Origin of the sequence: Promicromonospora sp. NFX87, from assembly GCF_048564965.1 — a bacterium.
Taxonomy (GTDB): Bacteria; Actinomycetota; Actinomycetes; order Actinomycetales; family Cellulomonadaceae; genus Promicromonospora.
In genome coordinates this window covers 2,590,595-2,608,368 of sequence record NZ_CP183413.1, presented here as the reverse complement: position 1 = coordinate 2,608,368, position 17,774 = coordinate 2,590,595, and the positions used below count along the sequence as shown (strand labels likewise).

16 protein-coding genes, 1 pseudogene and 1 riboswitch are annotated in these 17,774 nt (G+C 74.1%); of the genes and pseudogenes, 6 read left to right on the top strand and 11 right to left on the bottom strand.

The genetic code is table 11. The annotated features are described in order from the left end of the window. Positions 1–167: 167 nt before the first annotated feature. Both ACNYC2_RS11635 and ACNYC2_RS11630 read right to left on the bottom strand, forming a co-directional pair. Positions 168–1,097: an aminoglycoside phosphotransferase family protein gene (locus ACNYC2_RS11635; RefSeq protein WP_419707172.1), complete on the bottom strand. Its 930-nt coding sequence runs from the start codon at positions 1,095–1,097 to the stop codon at positions 168–170. 68 nt (positions 1,098–1,165) lie between these two features. Continuing rightward, positions 1,166–2,062, bottom strand: coding sequence for an NADP-dependent oxidoreductase (locus ACNYC2_RS11630; protein ID WP_419707171.1), 897 nt, complete (start codon positions 2,060–2,062; stop codon positions 1,166–1,168). Positions 2,063–2,200: 138 nt separating this feature from the next. Between ACNYC2_RS11630 and ACNYC2_RS11625 the strand changes: the two are divergent. Continuing rightward, positions 2,201–2,488 (top strand): annotated as a pseudogene (locus tag ACNYC2_RS11625) (MarR family winged helix-turn-helix transcriptional regulator); the annotation flags it as partial. Positions 2,489–2,669: 181 nt separating this feature from the next. On the opposite strand, the gene ACNYC2_RS11620 reads toward ACNYC2_RS11625, so the two are convergent. The 4 genes from ACNYC2_RS11620 to ACNYC2_RS11605 form a co-directional block, all read right to left on the bottom strand. After that, positions 2,670–3,896, bottom strand: a complete 1,227-nt coding sequence (locus tag ACNYC2_RS11620) for a YibE/F family protein (RefSeq protein WP_419707170.1) — start codon at positions 3,894–3,896, stop codon at positions 2,670–2,672. A 57-nt stretch (positions 3,897–3,953) separates the two neighbouring features. Then, a complete protein-coding gene (locus tag ACNYC2_RS11615; RefSeq protein ID WP_419707169.1) occupies positions 3,954–4,787 on the bottom strand; it encodes an HAD family hydrolase in 834 nt (277 codons plus the stop codon). A gap of 118 nt (positions 4,788–4,905) precedes the next feature. After that, positions 4,906–5,496, bottom strand: a complete 591-nt coding sequence (locus tag ACNYC2_RS11610) for a putative glycolipid-binding domain-containing protein (RefSeq protein ID WP_419707168.1) — start codon at positions 5,494–5,496, stop codon at positions 4,906–4,908. 10 nt (positions 5,497–5,506) lie between these two features. Then, entirely contained in the window at positions 5,507–6,037 is a 531-nt protein-coding gene (locus ACNYC2_RS11605) for a TetR/AcrR family transcriptional regulator (RefSeq protein ID WP_419707167.1), read from the bottom strand. A 96-nt stretch (positions 6,038–6,133) separates the two neighbouring features. Between ACNYC2_RS11605 and ACNYC2_RS11600 the strand changes: the two genes are divergently transcribed. After that, positions 6,134–6,589: a DoxX family membrane protein gene (locus tag ACNYC2_RS11600; protein WP_419707166.1), complete on the top strand. Its 456-nt coding sequence runs from the start codon at positions 6,134–6,136 to the stop codon at positions 6,587–6,589. Positions 6,590–6,605: 16 nt separating this feature from the next. Here the strand turns inward: ACNYC2_RS11600 and ACNYC2_RS11595 are convergent, their stop codons facing one another. Further along, entirely contained in the window at positions 6,606–7,367 is a 762-nt protein-coding gene (locus ACNYC2_RS11595) for a MerR family transcriptional regulator (RefSeq protein WP_419707165.1), read from the bottom strand. Positions 7,368–7,473: 106 nt separating this feature from the next. Beyond that, positions 7,474–8,433: a D-alanyl-D-alanine carboxypeptidase family protein gene (locus ACNYC2_RS11590; protein WP_419707164.1), complete on the bottom strand. Its 960-nt coding sequence runs from the start codon at positions 8,431–8,433 to the stop codon at positions 7,474–7,476. A 12-nt stretch (positions 8,434–8,445) separates the two neighbouring features. On the opposite strand from ACNYC2_RS11590, the gene ACNYC2_RS11585 reads away from it, so the two are divergent. The 3 genes from ACNYC2_RS11585 (at position 8,446) to ACNYC2_RS11575 (ending at position 11,378) form a co-directional block, all read left to right on the top strand. Next, positions 8,446–9,057: an RNA polymerase sigma factor gene (locus ACNYC2_RS11585; protein WP_419707163.1), complete on the top strand. Its 612-nt coding sequence runs from the start codon at positions 8,446–8,448 to the stop codon at positions 9,055–9,057. Position 9,058: 1 nt separating this feature from the next. After that, positions 9,059–10,012, top strand: a complete 954-nt coding sequence (locus ACNYC2_RS11580) for a hypothetical protein (protein WP_419707162.1) — start codon at positions 9,059–9,061, stop codon at positions 10,010–10,012. 202 nt (positions 10,013–10,214) lie between these two features. Beyond that, a complete protein-coding gene (locus ACNYC2_RS11575) occupies positions 10,215–11,378 on the top strand; it encodes a Cmx/CmrA family chloramphenicol efflux MFS transporter (protein WP_419707161.1) in 1,164 nt (387 codons plus the stop codon). A gap of 121 nt (positions 11,379–11,499) precedes the next feature. Here the strand turns inward: ACNYC2_RS11575 and ACNYC2_RS11570 are convergent, their stop codons facing one another. Together ACNYC2_RS11570 and ACNYC2_RS11565 are read right to left on the bottom strand one after the other, a co-directional pair. Further along, entirely contained in the window at positions 11,500–12,405 is a 906-nt protein-coding gene (locus tag ACNYC2_RS11570; protein WP_419707160.1) for a LysR family transcriptional regulator, read from the bottom strand. A gap of 81 nt (positions 12,406–12,486) precedes the next feature. Continuing rightward, on the bottom strand, positions 12,487–13,191 hold the full coding sequence (locus tag ACNYC2_RS11565; protein WP_419707159.1) for a type 1 glutamine amidotransferase domain-containing protein: 705 nt from the start codon (positions 13,189–13,191) through the stop codon (positions 12,487–12,489). 268 nt (positions 13,192–13,459) lie between these two features. Beyond that, positions 13,460–13,562, top strand: a riboswitch (SAM riboswitch). Between the two features lie 8 nt (positions 13,563–13,570). Between ACNYC2_RS11565 and metE the strand changes: the two genes are divergently transcribed. Continuing rightward, positions 13,571–15,967 (top strand): 5-methyltetrahydropteroyltriglutamate--homocysteine S-methyltransferase, encoded by a 2,397-nt coding sequence (gene metE, locus ACNYC2_RS11560; RefSeq protein ID WP_419707158.1) that lies wholly within the window; start codon positions 13,571–13,573, stop codon positions 15,965–15,967. A gap of 96 nt (positions 15,968–16,063) precedes the next feature. Here metE and ACNYC2_RS11555 read toward each other — a convergent pair whose 3' ends face one another. Next, a complete protein-coding gene (locus ACNYC2_RS11555) occupies positions 16,064–17,671 on the bottom strand; it encodes a ricin-type beta-trefoil lectin domain protein (protein WP_419707157.1) in 1,608 nt (535 codons plus the stop codon). Positions 17,672–17,774: the final 103 nt, after the last annotated feature.

Genomic DNA, 17,774 nt, shown 5'->3' with positions numbered 1-17,774 from the left:
TTCGCCTCAGCCCTGCCAAGTTCAGCCAGGCTGAACAATTCAGTTCAGCCCGCATACCCGGTGCCCAGCCGGACACAGTTCAGCCCAGCCGGCACCCGCCAACCGGGTATGCCTTGCCGGCGGAGGCAGCGCGCATCGCCGGGTCCCTGGCGCCGAGCGACGCAGGGTCAGTCGCGGTCGAGCAGCGCGTCCGCCATGACGACGGAGGCGGGCGCCAGTGCGGTGGCGCCGTCCTCGACGTCCCACAGGGCGTTCTGCAGCAGCCGCCCCAGCGTCCAGCCCGTCGCCCGGAACCGGTCGAGCCCGAGGACCTCGGTGAGCAGGTCGAAGCGTCGCCGCACCACGCGCCGTGGGTCGCCGCTCGCGACGACGACGTCGGCCCACCGGCTGTCCAGGGCCGGCCACAGGTCGAAGCCCGGGTCCCCGGCTAGGGGCTCCGGGTCGATCGCGAGCCACGGTTCGCGCTCGCCGGCGAGCACATTGCCGTAGTGCAGGTCCCAGTGCAGCATCCGGTCGCCGGGCTCGTCGACCAGCTCGGCCACGACCGCGGCCCAGCCGAGCAGCACCTGCCTGTCCGTCGGATCGACCAGCCTCGTCACGGATCGGGGAACCTGTTCGAGCATCGCGGCCGCGACGTCGCCGAGGCTCCTGAGTTCGGGTGGCGCCGGGACGGCGACCAGCCGCGCGTGCAGCTCGGCGAGGGTCTGGATCGCCGTGTGGTCGTCCTCGACCGAGGTGAGGGTACGCGCGCCGTCGAGCCGCTCGAGGAGCATCGTGCCGCTGCCGGGGTCGTGATCGAGCAGCCGCACGACGCCGGCTCCGTCCCAGGTGCGCAGCCCGATGAGCGCGGCCTCGGTCTCGGCGCGGCGCAGCTGCAGCTTGAGGACCGCACGCGTGCCGTCCCGCCCCAGTACCGGCAGCACGAGCGAGGCCTCTCCGGCGGTGGCCGCACCGTCCCGGACGAGCTCCCACCGGTCCAGCAGATCGGCGACCAGCGCCGGTAGCCCGGCGAGCCAGGCGCGCCCCTCGTCGCCGAAGCTCCGGGCATACGAGGCGGCCAGTGCCTGCGGGACCTCGACCGGCTGCGGTGTGCTCACGGTGCGAGCGTACGTGGACGCGCCGCAAGGTCAGCCAGACCGAACAGTTCGGCACAGCACCGGATCCGTCACGGCACGAGAACGACCTTGCCGCCCGCGTGACCGCCGTCGACCAGTCTCTGGGCCCGTGCCGCGTCGGCGAAGGGCAGCACCTTCGCGACCGGCACGGAGAGCTCACCGCGGGCGACCAGCCCCATGACCTCCGCGAGGACCTCTGCCGAGTGCTCGGACTGCTCCGAGAACTCGACGCCCAGCTCGTGGGCCGCCGGGTCGGCGAGGGTCAGCACTCGGTCGGTGCCGCCCCGCAGCTCGATGCTGTCCGGCAGGACGCCCTTGCCCGCGGCGTCGAGCACCGCGTCGACGGTGGGCGTGAGCGCCCGGACCCAGTCGACGATCCCCACGCCGTAGACGATGGGCGTGGCGCCGTACATCGCGACACGCTCCTGGCCGGCCTCCGACGCCGTGCCGATCACGCGCACGCCCGCCGCCACAGCGAGCTGCGTCGCCAGCCCACCGACACCGCCGCTCGCGCCGTGCACCAGCAGCGTCTCCCCCGGCTTCAGGTCCAGGATCCGCAGCGCGCGCCGGGAGGTCTCGGCGACCACGGGCAGCGCCGCCGCCTGGGTGGCCGCCATCCCGTCGGGCACCGGCGCCCAGACGCGCAGGACTGCGAGCTCCGCGGCGCCGCGACCGGCCGGCCCGGCGACCCGGTCCCCGACGGCGACCCCGGCGACGTCGGCCCCCACCTGGTCGACGATGCCCGCCACCTCGAGGCCGGGGACCGCCGGGAGCCGCGTGCGGAACGCGGTCTCCATGGCGCCCGACCTGACCTTCCCGTCGAACGTGTTGAGGCCGACGGCCTCCACCCGGACGCGGACCTGACCGGGACCGGTCTCCGGCTCCGGCACCTCGCCCAGGTGCAGGACCTCGGGGTCGCCGAACTCGTCAAAGACCACTGCGCGCATCACGTTCTCCTTCGTCTCCGGCAGGCATCCGAACCGGAGGCTCGCCGATTTCACTGTTCGGGACAGGTAACCTCGGCAACCGTCTCCGCTATTCCGCCAGACGCCGTCCCTGCGACCGTCCCGGCACCGAGTCCTACGATGGAGCGCATGGCACCTGCCCCGGACAGTGAGTCGAACGCTTCAGCCGGACCGCTCAGCCTCGCGATCTTCTCGCTCGCGCGGGCGCACCGGGCGCTCGCCGCGGACCTGCTGCGCCCGCTCGGTCTCCATCCGGGCCAGGAGCTGCTGCTCATGTTCCTCTGGGAGCACGGACCCCAGCGGCAGACGGACCTCGCCGAGCACGTCGCGACGGACTCGGCGTCGATGACGCGGACGGTCCAGCGGCTGGAGCGGGCGGGGTTCGTCCGCCGTCGGCCCGGACCCGACGACCGGCGCGTCACCCTGGTGGAGCCGACGCCCGCGAGCCTGGCCCTGCGGCCGCGCGTCGCCGAGATCTGGGCCCGGCTGGAGCGGGCGACGGCGGGCGACCTCGACCCGGCGCGCCGCGACGAGGCGGCGTCGCTCCTGCGGGCGCTGGAGCAGAACGTGGGCAGCACCGCCGTGACCGTCAGGTCGCCGTCGTCCCGGGAGCGGGCCCCACGGCCCACGCCTCGGACACGGGCGCCATCAGCTCCGGGTCGGAGGCCGGCTCGGGCGTCGTCGAACCCTCCCCCGCCGGCCCGGGGACGGTGAGCGTCGCGATGGCGGTGGTGATCGGGATGGCGAGCACCAGACCGATCGAGCCGACGAGCGTGCGCACGACCTCCTCGGCGATCTCGCCGGAGGTCAGCGCGGTGGCCGGCGACTGGTCGACGAGCCAGACCAGCATCAGCAGCGGCAGCGCGGCACCGACGTAGGCGAACGCGATGGTGTAGACGGTCGACGCGATGTGGTCGCGGCCGATCCGCATGGCGCTGGTGAACAGCTCGGAGCGCGACGCCGCGGGCGCGACGGCCCGCAGCTCCCACACCGCGGACGCCTGGGTGATGGTCACGTCGTTCAGCACGCCCATCCCGGCCAGGACGATGCCGCACAGCGCGATCCCACGCAGGTCGGCGCCCGGCGCGCTGGACGGCAGGAACGCCGACATCTCGTCGTTCGTCCCGGTGATCTGCGCGGCCCCCGACGCCCAGGCGGCGAGCCCGGCGGTCAGCGCGAGGCCCACGAGCGTGCCGAGCAGCGCCGTCGAGGTGCGGGCCGACAGGCCGTGCGCCAGGTACAGCGTCACGAACATCACCAGGGACGACGTCACCAGCGCGACGCCGATGGCGGACTCCCCCGCCAGCAGCGCGGGCATGGTGAAGCCCAGGAGCACCACGAACGCGAGCCCCAGCCCCGCCATGGCGGCCAGCCCGCGCCAGCGCGCGACCAGCAGCACGACGATGGCGTAGACGATCGCCAGCAGCGCGATCGGCAGCTCACGCTGGAAGTCCAGGAACACCAGCGGGTCGACGCCGGGCTGCGAGACCGCGGAGATGTCGACGGCGGTGATCCGGTCCCCCTCGGCGAGCGGGACCGACGGCCCGGGCGACTGCATCCGGGACGCTTCGCCGCCGGGGAGCTCGACGGGGATGCTCCCGGTGGTGGGGTCGGCGGGCCCGGTGACGGTCACGTCGACGAACGAGGTGCCCTCGGCCCGCGCGGGCACCCGGTCGGGCACGTCCCCGGCGTTCGGCCACAGCAGCCAGAGCCCGGCCAGGGTCACCAGAAGGGCGGACACCAGGGTCACGACCAGCAGGAACGTCGTGCGTGGCGCGGCTGGGCCGGCCGAACCGTGCGAGTGAGCGTGCGCCATGCGCACATCCTCACCCAACGCCGCGCGGCGGGCGCGGCGAGCGGGACGGTCCCGCGATCAGGCGGTCGGCAGCCGGAGCGCGTCGACGAGCGCGGCCGCGGCGCCGTCCTCGTCCACCGTGCCCGTGATCCGGCCGGCGACGGCGCGGACCGTCGCCGGCGCGTGCCCCATCGCGATCGCCAGGGCCGCCCACCGAAGCATTTCGAGATCGTTTTCGCCGTCGCCGAGGGCGACCGTCCGGGAGGACGCGACCCCCAGCTCGACGCGGATGCGCTCGAGCGCCGTCGCCTTGGTGACCTCGGGAGCGGTGACGTCCACCCAGTCCACGCGAGCCGCGACCGCGGTGACGCCCGACGCGCGCAGCGCCGGCGCGAGCCGCAGCGCCCACTGCCCGTACACCACGACCCGCGGCGTCGGACGCGCCCAGATCTCCTCCAGCGCGCCCAGCACCTCCTGGTGCCCGTTGAGCAGGCGGTCGGGGAACCGCCTGGTCACGCGGTACCCGGTGCCGACCACCTCCGCGGCGATCCGCAGGTCGGGCCGCGTCCTGGCGACGAGCCGGCACACGGGCCCCGCGTCCAGGGCGGTGACGTCGACGACGGAGTACCCGTCCGGCCGCAGCCGCGCCGTCACCGCGCCGTTCGCCGCGACGACCCAGCCGTCGCCGATCCCGAGCTGGCGGGCCGCCTGCACGGCGCCCGACAGCGACCGGCCCGTGGCGACCACGAGATGGTGCCCGGCGGCGCGCACGGCGGCTATCGCATCGAGCACCGCGCCGGTCGGCCGCCGTCCGGCACGCACGAGCGTGCCCTCGACGTCGCAGGCGACGAGAGCCGGTGTGGACGTGGGCACGTCCGAGAGTGCTGCGGCCCGGGAGGTGGTCGCGGTCACGATATTCCCCTGGTGATAGGTGGTGGGAACATCATCACCCATACTGGGACATTTTGGAACTCGCGTCTCACCGGTCGGCGACCTGCTCACGCCGGTCGGGCCCCGGCCGATCCCCGCGTCAACGCTCCCGGACCGCGATCCCCGGATACTTCAGGACCAGGCCCGACGCGTCGTAGGTGAGCACGCACTCGAAGTCGAAGGTCGACGACGCGTAGTCGAACCGGATCGCCGTCGGCGTCCGGCTCCGGAGCCGGTACTCCTGCTCGAGCCGCTCGACCCCCAGGTCCCCCGCCCGGACGAAGACTGCGGGCACCTCGTGCGGCTCCCCCGGTGCGGGATCGAGCCGGTGGACCGGCAGCGTGTTCGTGACGGCCGACGACTCGAGGTCCACGTCGAGGCAGCCGTCGAGGTCGCGGCGCGGGACGCCGTCGACGATCCACCGGGCGTCGTCGCCCTGCCCGGTCCGGTCGAGGGTCGTCCGGACGGTCCCGACGGCCGAGACCGCCCGCACCTCGGCCCGGCGGGTGCACCACTGCGGGTCGACCTCGATCCGGTACCCGACGGACCACGCCTGCGGCCCCTCGACGGCGGTGGTGTGCCCGCGGAGCAGGTATCCGTCCGCCACCGGCTCCGCGAAGAGCACCTCGAAGCCTGCCCGGACCCCGCTGTGGGTCCAGGCGGACACGTCGGGTAACGGATCCAGCCGCACGGTCCGAACTCTATCCGCGACCCTGCCCGCGCGGGGGCGCCATCCGGCGGAGGACGGGCTCGGCGGCCGCGACGACGTCCGGCCCGGAGATCGCACCCGAGAGCCACAGGCTCGCGAAGCCGTGCGCCACGGACCAGGCGGCACGGGAGGCGTCGGCGTCGGGCGCGAGACCCGCGAGCGCCGCCGCGGACGCCTGCTCGGCCGCGCGCAGGCCGGCGTCGTCGGCGTGCAGGAGGCTGCGGTCGAACATGACGGCGAAGTGTCCGGGGTGGTCGACGGCGAACCGCACGTACGCGATGCCGGCCGCGAGCAGGTCGTCGCCGGCCTCCTTCAGGGCGTCGGCGAGCAGGGTGTACCCCTCGGTGGCGACCGCCGTGAGCACGCCGGCCTTGTCGCCGAAGTGGTGTGCGGGCGCGGCGTGGGACACGCCGGCGATCCTGGCCAGCTCGCGCAGGCTGAGCCCGGCCGGTCCCCGTTCGGCGACGGCTGTCGCGGCCGCGGCGGTCATCGCCCGCCGCAGGTCTCCGTGGTGGTAGCTCATCCCGCTCCCGATCCTCGACCAATCTATCCATTGACAAGATAGCACCGCGGGTGGTGGAGTGTCGCTCGAACTTGTCGCCGTCAAGATTGGGCCGTCATGCCTGTCCCGCTTCCCGTCCTCCTGCTCGGCGCCACCGCCGTGGCGCGCCTGCTCGGCCTCGTCGCGGTACCCGCCCTCGACTCCTGGCACGACGCCGCCCGCGTCGGCGCCGCGGCGGTCTACCTCCTCGCGGCGTCCGGCAGGCTCATCCCCCGGGTACGCCAGGACCTGGAACGCATGGTGCCGCCCGGGCTCCCCCGCCCCGACCTGCTCGTCGCCGGTACGGGGGTCCTGGAGCTGGCCGGAGCTGTGGGCCTGCTCGTCCCCGCGACGGCGCCCGCGGCCGCGATCTGCCTCGGGCTCCTCACGCTCGCCATGACGCCGGCCAACATCTCCGCGGCCCGGCGGGGCGTCCTGTTCGGCGGCAGGCCGGCCACCCCGGTCGGACGGCGCCTCGCGGAGCAGGCCCTCTACCTCGCGGCTCTCGCGGCCGTCGTCTGGCTGCCGTTCTGACAGGTACGGGCGAGCTTCAGCCCGTGCGCTGCTGGCGGGTCCAGCCCGACCAGCCGCGTTCCTCCAGCAGCTGCTCCAGGCGGCGGCCGGCGGGGAAGGAGTCGAGGGCCAGCGAGTCGAAGAGGTCGACGAGCCCCGCCTCCATCTCGCTCGCCGAACCGTCGGACCAGCCGGCGTGCTCGTCGAGCATCGCGGCCACCTGGTCCGCCAGGGCGGGCAGCCGTGGGTCGCCGGGCGCCCAGTCGACCGCCGCGCTGAGCCGCCGCAGGGTCTCGACGAACTGCTCGTCGTCCAGCAGCCTGCCCTTCAGCTCCATCGCCCCGGCGACCTGCTCCGGTGACAGCACCGCGAGGGTGAGGATCCAGCTGTCGCGCTCGATCTCGACCACGCGCTCGGGGAGGCCGAGCTCGCGCCACCGGTCCAGGTAGGCCGCGCCCTCGGGCGGCAGCGCGAGGCTGTCGCCCGCGGCGAGCCTGGCGATCCGCTCCCGGTGCCGCTCCCGCTCGTCGATCTCCGCACGGAGCCGCGCGTCGATCTCGGCGACGGCGGCCGCGAACTCGTCCGTCCCGGCGCGCAGCAGCTCCCGCACCCTCGCGAGCGGCACACCGGCTTCCGCCAGGACCCTGATCCGGATGAGGTCCACGGCGGCCTGGGCGTCGTACCGCCGGTAGCCCGAGTGGTCGCGCCCGGGCTCCGGCAGCAGGCCCTTGGCGTGGTAGTGCCGGACGGCGCGCGTGGTCACCCCGGCGTACGACGCGAGCTGGCTGATCGTCAGCATGTGGCCAGTCTCCTCCTGCTGCCTGCGGTCGTGCTGACTGCGGTCGTCATGCACGCAGGATGCAGGGTTGCCGCAGGGGCAGGGTCAAGCCCTCCTACCGCCGGACTCAGTCGGCGTAGTCCCCGCCCGGCACGTCGAAGGCCTCCTCCAGGGTCGTGACGCCGGTGGCCCGCATGTGCGCCGCCAGCTCCCGGCCGACCCAGCGCAGGTGCCAGGGCTCGGGGGCATAGCCAGTGACCGCGCTGTTCTGGCGCGTGTACCGCACCACCATGCCGAACTCGGCGGCGTGCTCGGCGACCCAGCGACCCTCCACGGTCTCGCCGAAGCAGGCCTCGAAGTCGCACGCCGGCCGGGTGGTGCCACCGACGTCCACCCCGAGACCCGTCTGGTGCTCGCTGTATCCCGGGCGAGCCGACACGTCGTCCGCCCGCTCGGCGCCGAGCTGCGCCACCCACCCCTCGTACACCTCCACCTGCTTGGGATATCCCCGGTAGGCGCTGCGCAGGGTGAGGCGCACACCGTCGGCGTCGGCGGCGTCGAGCAGCGCGGCGACGTCGCGGGCGGCATCCGTCCGGACGAGGTACCCGCGCACGACGGTGAGGTCGGGCTCGTGGTCGATCGGGTCGAGCGGCCTGCGCTTGTTGACGACCACCCAGGGACTCTCGGGATCGCTGGTCGAGTGCTCCGTCAGGTCGAGGCCGGTAGCCGGTCGCGGGGCCGGGGCGTCAACGGGACCCTCCGCGGGGGCCGGTACCGGGCTCGGCTCCGTCTGCGGCGCCTCGGCTCCTTCCTGCCTCGCTGCGGGCTTCTCCGCCGGCTTCTCCAGCGGTTCCTTCTCTGCCTGGAGGGACGCGGTGGCCTGCGGCTCCGTCCCGGTCGCGCCGCCATCGTTGCTGAGGTCCGCTGCGGCACAGCCCGCGAGGAGCAGGCTCGCGGCGAGGACGACACAGGCGGGGCCCGCCGGGCGGAACCGGGTGCGGGCACGGACGAAGGAGACGGTCACATCAGCGTTGGTGTGCACGGTCCGGGCCGCGATGTCAGCGGCGGGCTGTGACGTGGACAACATCCGCGAGGTGTCATGGGGACCGTCCTGCCGGACACACTGAGTCGGAAGCACGTCTCTTCGTCTGCGGAGCCCACCCTGTCCACGAACACCGAGCCACAGCGCCTCGAACCGGGCAGGCACTCGCCTGCCCACCTCACGCCTGCCCATACGGAGGCGCTGTTCGTCGCGCACGCGAGCGCCGTGTACCGGTACGCGCGCTCGCGGCTCCCGGCCGCCGAGGCGGAGGACGTGGTGGCCGAGGTCTTCGCCGTCGCGTGGCGCAAGGGCGAGCTGCCGGACAACCCGCGCGCCTGGCTCCTCGGGGTGGCCCGCCGCGTGATGGCGAACCAGGTGCGCGCCCAGCAGCGGCGCATCGCGCTGGTCGAGCGGGTCCGCGCGCACCCGGTCCCGGCGGGCCAGGACGGCGCGCGGCTCGTCGGCGAGCTGGACGAGCTGCGCCGGGCGCTCGCGCTCCTGCGCCCCGCGGACCGCGAGGTGATCGCCCTGCTCGCAGCCGCGGAGCTGTCCACTCCGGAGGTCGCCCAGGTCCTGGGCTGCACGACGGCGACGGCGGCCACCCGGGTGCACCGCGCACGGCGCCGTCTGCGTGCGGCCTACGAACAGCTCACCGAGGAAGGTTCCTGACGTGGAAGACGAAGAGCTGACCCGCGCCCGGCGCGCCCTGCGGGGGGTCGACCCGGAGCTCGACCTGGCGCGCGTGTACGCCGAGTCGCGGGCACGCGCGCACGGTGCCCGCGAGCTCCTGGACGGCGACGAGCACCTGTCCGAGCAGCCGCACGGACCCGCTCAGGACCGCTGGTCGACGGACGAGCGCGTAGTGGTCCTCCTGCACGACCTCGACGCGGAGCCCCGGCGCGGCCGGTCCCGCGCGCGCCGCGGGCGGGCGCTGGTGTGGGGCGTCGCGGCGGCGGCAGCGGCCGCCGTCGTGGTGACCGTCGTGAACCTGCCGGCGCCCGGCGTGCAGCCCGGCTCGTCGCCCGGCTCGTCGCCCGGCACCAGCTTCTCGACCCACGACCCCGAGCCGCGCCCGTCGCCGACCCTCGCGCTGACGCCGTCCGAGGTGGTCGACCGCACCGCGCCCGCGGTGGCCCGCGCTGGCTGCAAGGTGAAGACCCGCTCCACGCTCGGCGCGGAGTCGGCGACCCGCATCGACGGCGCCGCCGCGACGGACACCAGGACGCCGAAGCCGGTGCCGCTGAGCACTCGTCCGCTGGAGGTGCTGCAGCTGGCGACCATCGGGGCAGCCCTTGACCTGTCCGGTCTCGAGGGCAGGGACCACCGCCTGGACGACGAGTTCCTGCTGGAGGAGGCGGACGGCCGGACCATGGTCCGGATCCGGTTCACTCCCCCGAGCGAGCAGGTGCGCGGCGGCGAGCTGACCCGGATCGACATGATCGTCGACACGACCACCTGGCTCCCGTACACCGCGGAGGCCTGGGCGAAGTCCGACGACGGCATGGCGTACCAGGTGCACAGCGAGTTCAGCTGGGCGTCGTGCGCCGGCCCCAGCAGCCACCCGAGCCCGGCGGCCACCGACGGCGACCTGGCGCCCGCCGACACGGGGAGCCGCTCCCGGTAGCATTCCGGCGCACGGCTCGCGGCCGGATAGGCTCGGCACATGAGGTCTCCAGAAGCATCCAGGTTCGGGCTGCCGGTACTCCGGTAGCCCGAGATGCCCCTGTAGAGACCGCCGAGCCGTCGCCCGGCCGCTTTCCCGTGCATCCGAAGGGCCCCGTAGTGCCGCACAGGCCTACCCGTTCCCCCTTCCTTCGGAGGCATCCATGCCTGTTCTGCTCTACGTGCTCGCCGTCGCGGTCTTCGCGCAAGGCACGTCGGAATTCGTCCTCGCCGGGCTCGTGCCCGGCATCTCCGCCGACCTCGGCATCACCATCGCCCAGGCCGGCTACCTGACCTCCGGCTTCGCGGTCGGCATGGTCGTCGGCGCACCGCTGACGGCGGCGCTCGGCCGCCGTCTGCCACCGCGCTGGACCCTGACCGGCTGCCTGCTGGTCTTCGTCGCGGCCCACGCGGCGGGCGCGCTCACCGACCAGTTCGCGGTGCTGCTGGTCAGCCGGTTCGTGGCCGCCCTGGCCAACGCCGGGTTCCTCGCCGTCGCACTCTCGACCGTGACGGCGATCGTCCCGGCCGGCCGGCAGGCCAGGGCGCTCGCCGCGATCCTCAGCGGCACGACCCTCGCCCTGATCGCCGGGGTCCCGGCCGGGGCCCTCCTCGGCGAGCTCTGGGGCTGGCGGTCCGCGCTCTGGGCCATCGCCGGGGTCTCGGCGCTCGCGCTGGCCGCCGTCGCGGTCCTGACGCCGGGGCGGCCCGGTCCTCGCGTGCCGCACGCCCGGGTGGATCTCCGCGCCGAGCTCGGCACGCTCCGCTCCCCCGACCTGCTGGGCTACCTCGTGCTCGGGGTGCTGGTGAACGGCGCGACGTTCTGCGCGTTCACCTACCTGGCGCCGATCGTCACGGACGGCGCCGGGCTCGGCTCGGCGCTCGTACCGGTGGTGCTCGCGCTGTTCGGGCTGGGTGCGTTCGCCGGTGTCACGGCGGCCGGACGGCTCGCCGACGCGCACGGGCACCTGGTCCTCGGGATCGGTGTCCCGGTTCTCGTCGCGGGCTGGATCCTGTGGGCCGTTCTCGCGGGGACCCCGTCGGCGGTGTGGCTGCTCGCCCCGGTGCTGGGTGCGCTCTCGTTCGCGGTCGGCGGCACGCTGATCGCCCGCAGCATGGCGGCCGCCCAGGGCGCCCCGACCATGGGCGGGGCGTACTCCACGGTCGCGCTGAACCTGGGCGCCCTCGTGGGACCGGTGCTCGGCGGCCTGGCGATCGGCCCGCTGGGACTCGTCGGCCCGCTGGTGGTCAGCGTGACGCTGGCCGCGGCCGCCACCGCGCTCTGGTCCGCGACGAGCCGACGCCGGGCCACCGCTCCCCGGAGCTGACCGGGGCGCTCCGGGCTGACCGGGGCGCCTCGCTTGGCACACTTTTCTGACCATGCACCTGCTGCCAGGATCACGCGTCGTCTGGCAGCAGGTGCGTGGTCACCCGGCGGGCAGTGACCCGTCAGAGGCTTCCCCACTCGGCGGCGGCCTGGGTAAGTCGTGCGTGGACGGCGGCGAGGGCCTGGCTGGGCGGCGCGTCCCGCCGCACCGCCAGGTACAGCGTGTTCAGCGGCGGCGCCTCCGGCTGGTGGAGCTGGACGACCTGCCCGCTCTCCAGCGCAGGCGCGACGAGGTACCGCGGGAGCACGGAGACGCCCGCCCCCGCGATCACCGCGGCGAGCACCGCGCGCAGGTCCGGGACCACGAGGGACGTGGTGTTGGGCGGCCGCCGTCCGAACTCGCTGCGCCAGTAGCGCCGCACGATCGGGAGCTCCTCCGCGTAGGCGACCAGCGGCAGGTGCGACAGCGCGGCGACCGGGTCGGCGGCGAGCCGCACCGGGTCGACGGTGTGGGCCAGCGACGCCGGGCCCACGAGCAGGAACTCCTCGTCGACCAGCGGCGTCGCCACGACGGCGTCCTGCCGGGGGCGTACCGAGGACACGACCAGGTCGAGGTGCCCGGCGGCCAGCGCGGCCAGGAGCTCGTCCCCGAGGCCGAGCGCGACCCGGACCTGCAGCCCCTGGGCGACCAGGGGCGCGAGGGCGGGCAGCACCCGGACGGTCATCAGCTCCGCCGCACCGCCGAGCCGGACGAGCCCCCGGACCGCAGGGGCCTCGTCCGCGGGGCCCAGCGCGGCCCGGAGCCCGTCCACGTGCAGGCCCACCTGGGTGGCCAGCGCCACCGCACGCTCGGTGGGCTCGGCACCCCTGCGCGACCGGACGAACAGCCGCGCCCCGAGCTGTTCCTCGAGCCGCGCGAGCTGACCCGTGACGGCGGGCTGGCTCACGCCCAGCCGCTCCGCCGCGGCGGACAGCGAGCCGGTGCGGTAGACCTCCAGGAACGTCGCGACGAGGTCGAGTCCCGGCACGCGCGTCACCATCCGTCCCCCGAGGCTGTGGCCCAGCCTTGCCTGGTGCTCAGGCTAACCGTGTCGGCACGACGGCGGGCGTCAGCGGGCGGCGAGCGCCTCGAGCACCGCCTCGGCGGTCGCGGTGCTGGACTGGGGGTTCTGCCCGGTGATCAGGTTGCCGTCCTGGACCACGGTGCTGCTCCAGGGCGCGCCGGTCCTGATGACGGCGCCGCGTTCGCGCAGCGCGGTCTCCACGAGGAACGGCGTGGCGTCCCCGAGGCCGCCCTGGCGCTCCTCCTCGTCCGTGAAGGAGGTGAGCGCGCGCCCGGCGTAGGCGAAGACGCCGTCCGGGGTCTCGGCGCTCAGCAGCGCGGCGGCGCCGTGGCAGAGCGCGGCCACCGTCGCCTGCCGCGCGTTGGCGGCGACCAGCAGCCGGCCGAGGTCGGCGTCGGACACGAGGTCGGCCATGGGGGCGTGACCGCCGGGGATGTAGATCGCGTCGTAGTCGTCGGCGCGGACGTCGGCCAGCGCGAGCGGCTGGGCGAGCTCGTCCGCGATGGAGTCCAGGTAGGCCCGGTGCTCCGCGGCGTCGGCGTCGGCCACGCCGCCCCGTTCGTCCAGGCTGATCTCGTCGACGGTGGGCCGCACGCCGCCGGGCGTTGCGAGGTCGACCGTGGCGCCGGCCGCGGTCAGCGCGCGGTGCGACGCGGCGACCTCCTCGGCCCAGTAGCCGGTGGGGTGGGCGGTCCCGTCGGCCAGGCGCAGGCTGTTCGCGGCGGAGAGGACCATCAGGATCTTCGACATGGGTGGTTCCGACCTTCTCTGTGAGGGGGTGCTTGGTGAGGAGAACGCCAGCATCCATCACCGAATGCCGAGTCAGCCGCGCGCGGTCATAACTCTGCTTATGGCACCGATTTGACCATGCACCTGCTGCCAGATCGGGGCCTCGCCTGGCAGCAACCGCATGGTCAGCCGCTTGGCACACTTTTCGGCCGCTCACCAGCCACGATGCGATCGTCTTGAGGGGTGGACGCTTTTCCGCTCACATCGCGGTCACGCTTACGATCCAGGTCAATCATCCAGAGCGGTCGAGAGTCCTGGCTCAACGACACCGCAGCAACCTGCCTCCGGAGCGCCAATTCCGGGCAAGGTGCTAACGCCAGGTCCGATGGAGCTGATACGCATGGCAGTCGAGTTCACGCACCTTCCCCACGCCACGATCCTGGGCTACCCGCGCATCGGCCGACGACGCGAGCTCAAGCGCGCCGTCGAGTCGTTCTGGGCCGGACGCACCACCACTGACGAGCTGGAGACCACAGCCCGCGACCTGCGGCTGGCAACCGCCCGGCATCTCGCCGGACTGGGCCTGGACGGCGCGGCCGCCGTCCCCGGCTCGTTCTCGTTCTACGACCAGGTGCTCGACGCCGTCGCCCTGCTGGGCGCGGTGCCCGAGCGGTTCCGGGATCTGGTCTCGACAGGCTCGACCAGCGAAGGTGCGGGCGCACTCTCCCTGGAGGGCTACTTCACGCTGGCCCGCGGCGAGGGCGACAAGCCGCCGCTCGAGATGACCAAGTGGTTCGACACGAACTACCACTACCTCGTGCCGGAGATCGGGCCGGACACCCCGATCGGGTTCGTGGACGACCGAGTGGTGCGCCAGTTCACGGAGCTCGCCCGGCCCGCCGACGGCGGCCAGGCGGTCGTGACCCGCCCCGCGCTCGTGGGCCCGGTGACGTTCCTGCTCCTCAGCAAGCCGGCGGACGGCGCCCCCGAGGGCTTCCGCCCGCTCGACCGGCTCGACGACGTCGTCGCCGCCTACGCCGACGTGCTGCGCGCGCTGGCCGCCGCGGGCGCGCCCTGGGTGCAGCTCGACGAGCCCGCGCTGGTCACCGACCTGCTCGACGTCCCGTTCGACGAGGTGGCGGACGCCGTCCGCCGGGCCTACGCGCAGCTTGCCACCGACCTCTCCCCCGCCACCGGAGCGACCGGTACGGCCGAGCGTCCCGCGATCCTGGTCACCGCGCCGTACGGCGACCTGCGCAGCGAGGTGGGCGACGGGCTGGCCCTGCTGGCCGGCCTCGACGTCGAGGCGATCGCCGTCGACCTCGTCAAGGGCGCCGTCCCCACCGGCCCCGTCGCCGGCCTGAAGACCAAGACCCTGGTCGCCGGCGTCGTCGACGGGCACAACATCTGGCGTGCCGACCTCGACGCCCGCCTGACCACGCTGGAGGGCCTGACGGCTCTCGGGGCCGGCGCGGTCGCCGTCGGCACCTCGACCTCGCTGCTGCACGTGCCGCACGACGTCGCCGACGAGCCCCGCCTCGACGCCGGCCTGAAGTCGTGGCTCGCGTTCGCCGACCAGAAGGTCGCCGAGGTCGTCACCCTGGCGACCGGCCTGACCGGCGGGCGGACGGCGGTCGCCGACGCGCTCGCCGAGTCGACGGCCGCGGTGCGGTCCCGCGCGGAGGCGCCCGGCGTCGTCGTACCGGAGGTGCGCGAGCGGACCGCTGCCCTGACCCCCGCCGACGTCGAACGCGCGCCGTACGCCGAGCGGGCCGCGGCCCAGCAGGCCAAGCTCGACCTGCCGCCGCTGCCGACCACCACCATCGGCTCGTTCCCGCAGACGGCGGAGATCCGGACGACCCGGGCGGCCTGGGTGCGCGGCGAGCTGTCGGACGCCGAGTACACGACCGCCATGCGCGCCGAGATCGCGAGCACCGTGGCGCTCCAGGAGGAGCTGGGCCTGGACGTGCTGGTGCACGGCGAGCCCGAGCGCAACGACATGGTGCAGTACTTCGCGGAGCAGCTCGACGGCTTCGTGACCACGGTGCACGGCTGGGTGCAGTCGTACGGCTCGCGCTGCGTGCGCCCGCCGATCCTGTGGGGCGACGTGTCCCGGCCCGCGCCGCTGACCGTGGAGTGGACCGCGTACGCGGCGTCGCTCACGGACAAGCCGGTCAAGGGCATGCTCACAGGCCCGGTCACGATCCTCGCGTGGTCGTTCGTCCGCGACGACCTGCCGCTGGGCGACACCGCCGACCAGGTCGCCCTCGCGCTGCGCGACGAGGTGACGGACCTGGAGGAGGCGGGCATCGGCGTCGTGCAGGTGGACGAGCCCGCGCTGCGCGAGCTGCTGCCGCTGCGCCGGGCCGACCACCCGGGGTACCTCGACTGGTCGGTGCGCTCGTTCCGGCTCTCGACCGCCGGGGCCGCCACCGCGACCCAGGTGCACACGCACCTGTGCTATTCGGAGTTCGGCCAGGTCATCGGCGCGATCGACGGCCTGGACGCCGACGTGACGTCGGTCGAGGCGGCGCGGTCCCGCATGGAGATCGTGCCCGAGCTGGCCGACGCCGGCTACGGGCGCGGCATCGGGCCGGGCGTCTACGACATCCACAGCCCGCGCGTGCCGTCGGTCGAGGAGGTGACCGAGCTCGTGCGGCTCGCCGCCAAGTCGATCGACCCGCGCCTGGTCTGGGTCAACCCGGACTGCGGCCTCAAGACCCGCGCCTACGCGGAGACCAAGGAGTCCCTCCGCAACCTGGTGCGCGCAACCGAAGAGGTCCGCGCAACCCTCTGACCCGCCCACCCGGTTCGCCGAAGTAGAGCGCCTGTCCGAGTCTCCCTTGGGTCACCAGGGAGACTCGGACAGGCGCTCTACTTCGGCGTACCGACGTCAGCCGACGCGCCACTTCTGGGCCGCTGTGCCGTTGCAGGTCCAGATCTGCAGCTGCGTGCCGTTCGCGCTGTTGCCGTTCGGGACGTCCACGCACTTGTTCGCGAGGATCGAGACCAGGTCCCCCGCGCCGCTGAGCGTGAACCGCTGGGCGGCGTTGCCGCTGCAGTTCGCGAGCTGCACCGCAGTACCGTCCGCGGTGTTGGCCCAGGCGACGTCCATGCACTTGCCGCCGGCGCGCAGGGTGCCGTCGGAGTGGAAGGTCCAACGCTGCGCCGCCGTGCCGTTGCAGGTCCAGATCTGCAGGCGCTTGCCGTCGACGAACTCGGAGTTGGGGACGTCGATGCACTTGCCGCCCACGCCGATCAGGGCCTGCCCGCCGCCGCCCGACGTCGTCGTGAGCTGCAGCCCGTAGGTGCTCAGGATCGGGTTGAGCGGCTGGTAGATGAACCGGCCGCCCGAGGAGCAGTCGCCGATCCGGCCCGACGTGACGCCCTGCGCCTGGTCGCCCGACAGCACCGAACCGCCCGAGTCGCCGCCCTCGGCGCACGCCGAGCCCGTCGCCATGCCGGGGATGTCCCCGTTGCCGTAGTTGATGGTGACGTTCTTCTCCTGGATGACGCCGCAGCGCCAGCCCGTCGTGCGGCCCGAGCGGCACACCGTCGCGCCGATCCCCTGCTCCGCGGAGCCGGCGACCGCCGCCGTCCCGCCCGCGTAGTTGTTCACGCGCGGGGTGGGCGTCCAGTTGCTGTTGGTCGCCACCCAGGCCCAGTCGTGGCCCGGGAACGTCGACGCGCGGTAGGTGCCGAGCGCCGCGCCGTCGGGCGCGTTGACCGGGTTGCCGGCCGCGCCGCAGTGCCCGGCGGTGACGAACCCGCCCTGCACGGCGAAGCCGATCGAGCACAGCGTGACGAACCCGTCGCCCGTCGGGCGGTGGAACTCGTCGCCGCCGCGGATGTCGCGCGCGATCTCGGGTGCGACCTTCGACCTCTCGATCCGCACGACGTCGGCCGGCAGGTCCGCCTCGGCGACCATCGCCTTGGCCGCGGCGACGTCGGCGGCCTGGACGACCACCTCGTTGGTGGTCGGGTCCGCGTACCAGGCGTGCACCGACGGCGCGGCGCCCACCTTGTCCAGGGACTCCTTCCACGACGTGAGCGCCTCGAGGCTGTGCGGGACGACGACGGCGTCGGCTCCCGCCCGCTCCGCGATCTTGGCCGCCGCGGTGGTGGTGACGGCGACGCGGGGCGCGTCCGCGCCGTCGGGCAGCCAGGTGCCCGCGTAGGCGCCGCCGAGCCGGGCCGTGAGGTGGGCCTCGACGATCGCGGCCTCGGCGTCGAGGGCGAGCCGGTCGGGGATCTCGGCGCGGGTGAGGCCGAGGTCGCGCACCATCGCGCGGACCTGGGCGTCGGGCAGGTCGGCGCCGGTCCGGGTCGGGCTGGACTGCGTCGTGCTGAGCTGGGTCGTGCTGAGCTGGGTCGTGCCGGCCGACGTCTGCGAGGGCGGCGCTGCCCCCGCTGCGGCGGCTCCGGTGAACGTTGTACCGACGACGATCGCGGCGGCCGACAGCGCTATCAGAGAGCGAGAGGCTCTCAGGGATCGTGACATGGTGTGCTCCTCATCAGGCCTGGGGAACCGGGTGCCTGGGAGCGTATTGACGCCGAGTCGCCACCAGAACGGGTGGGACGGCGTCGTGTGGAAAGTACGTATC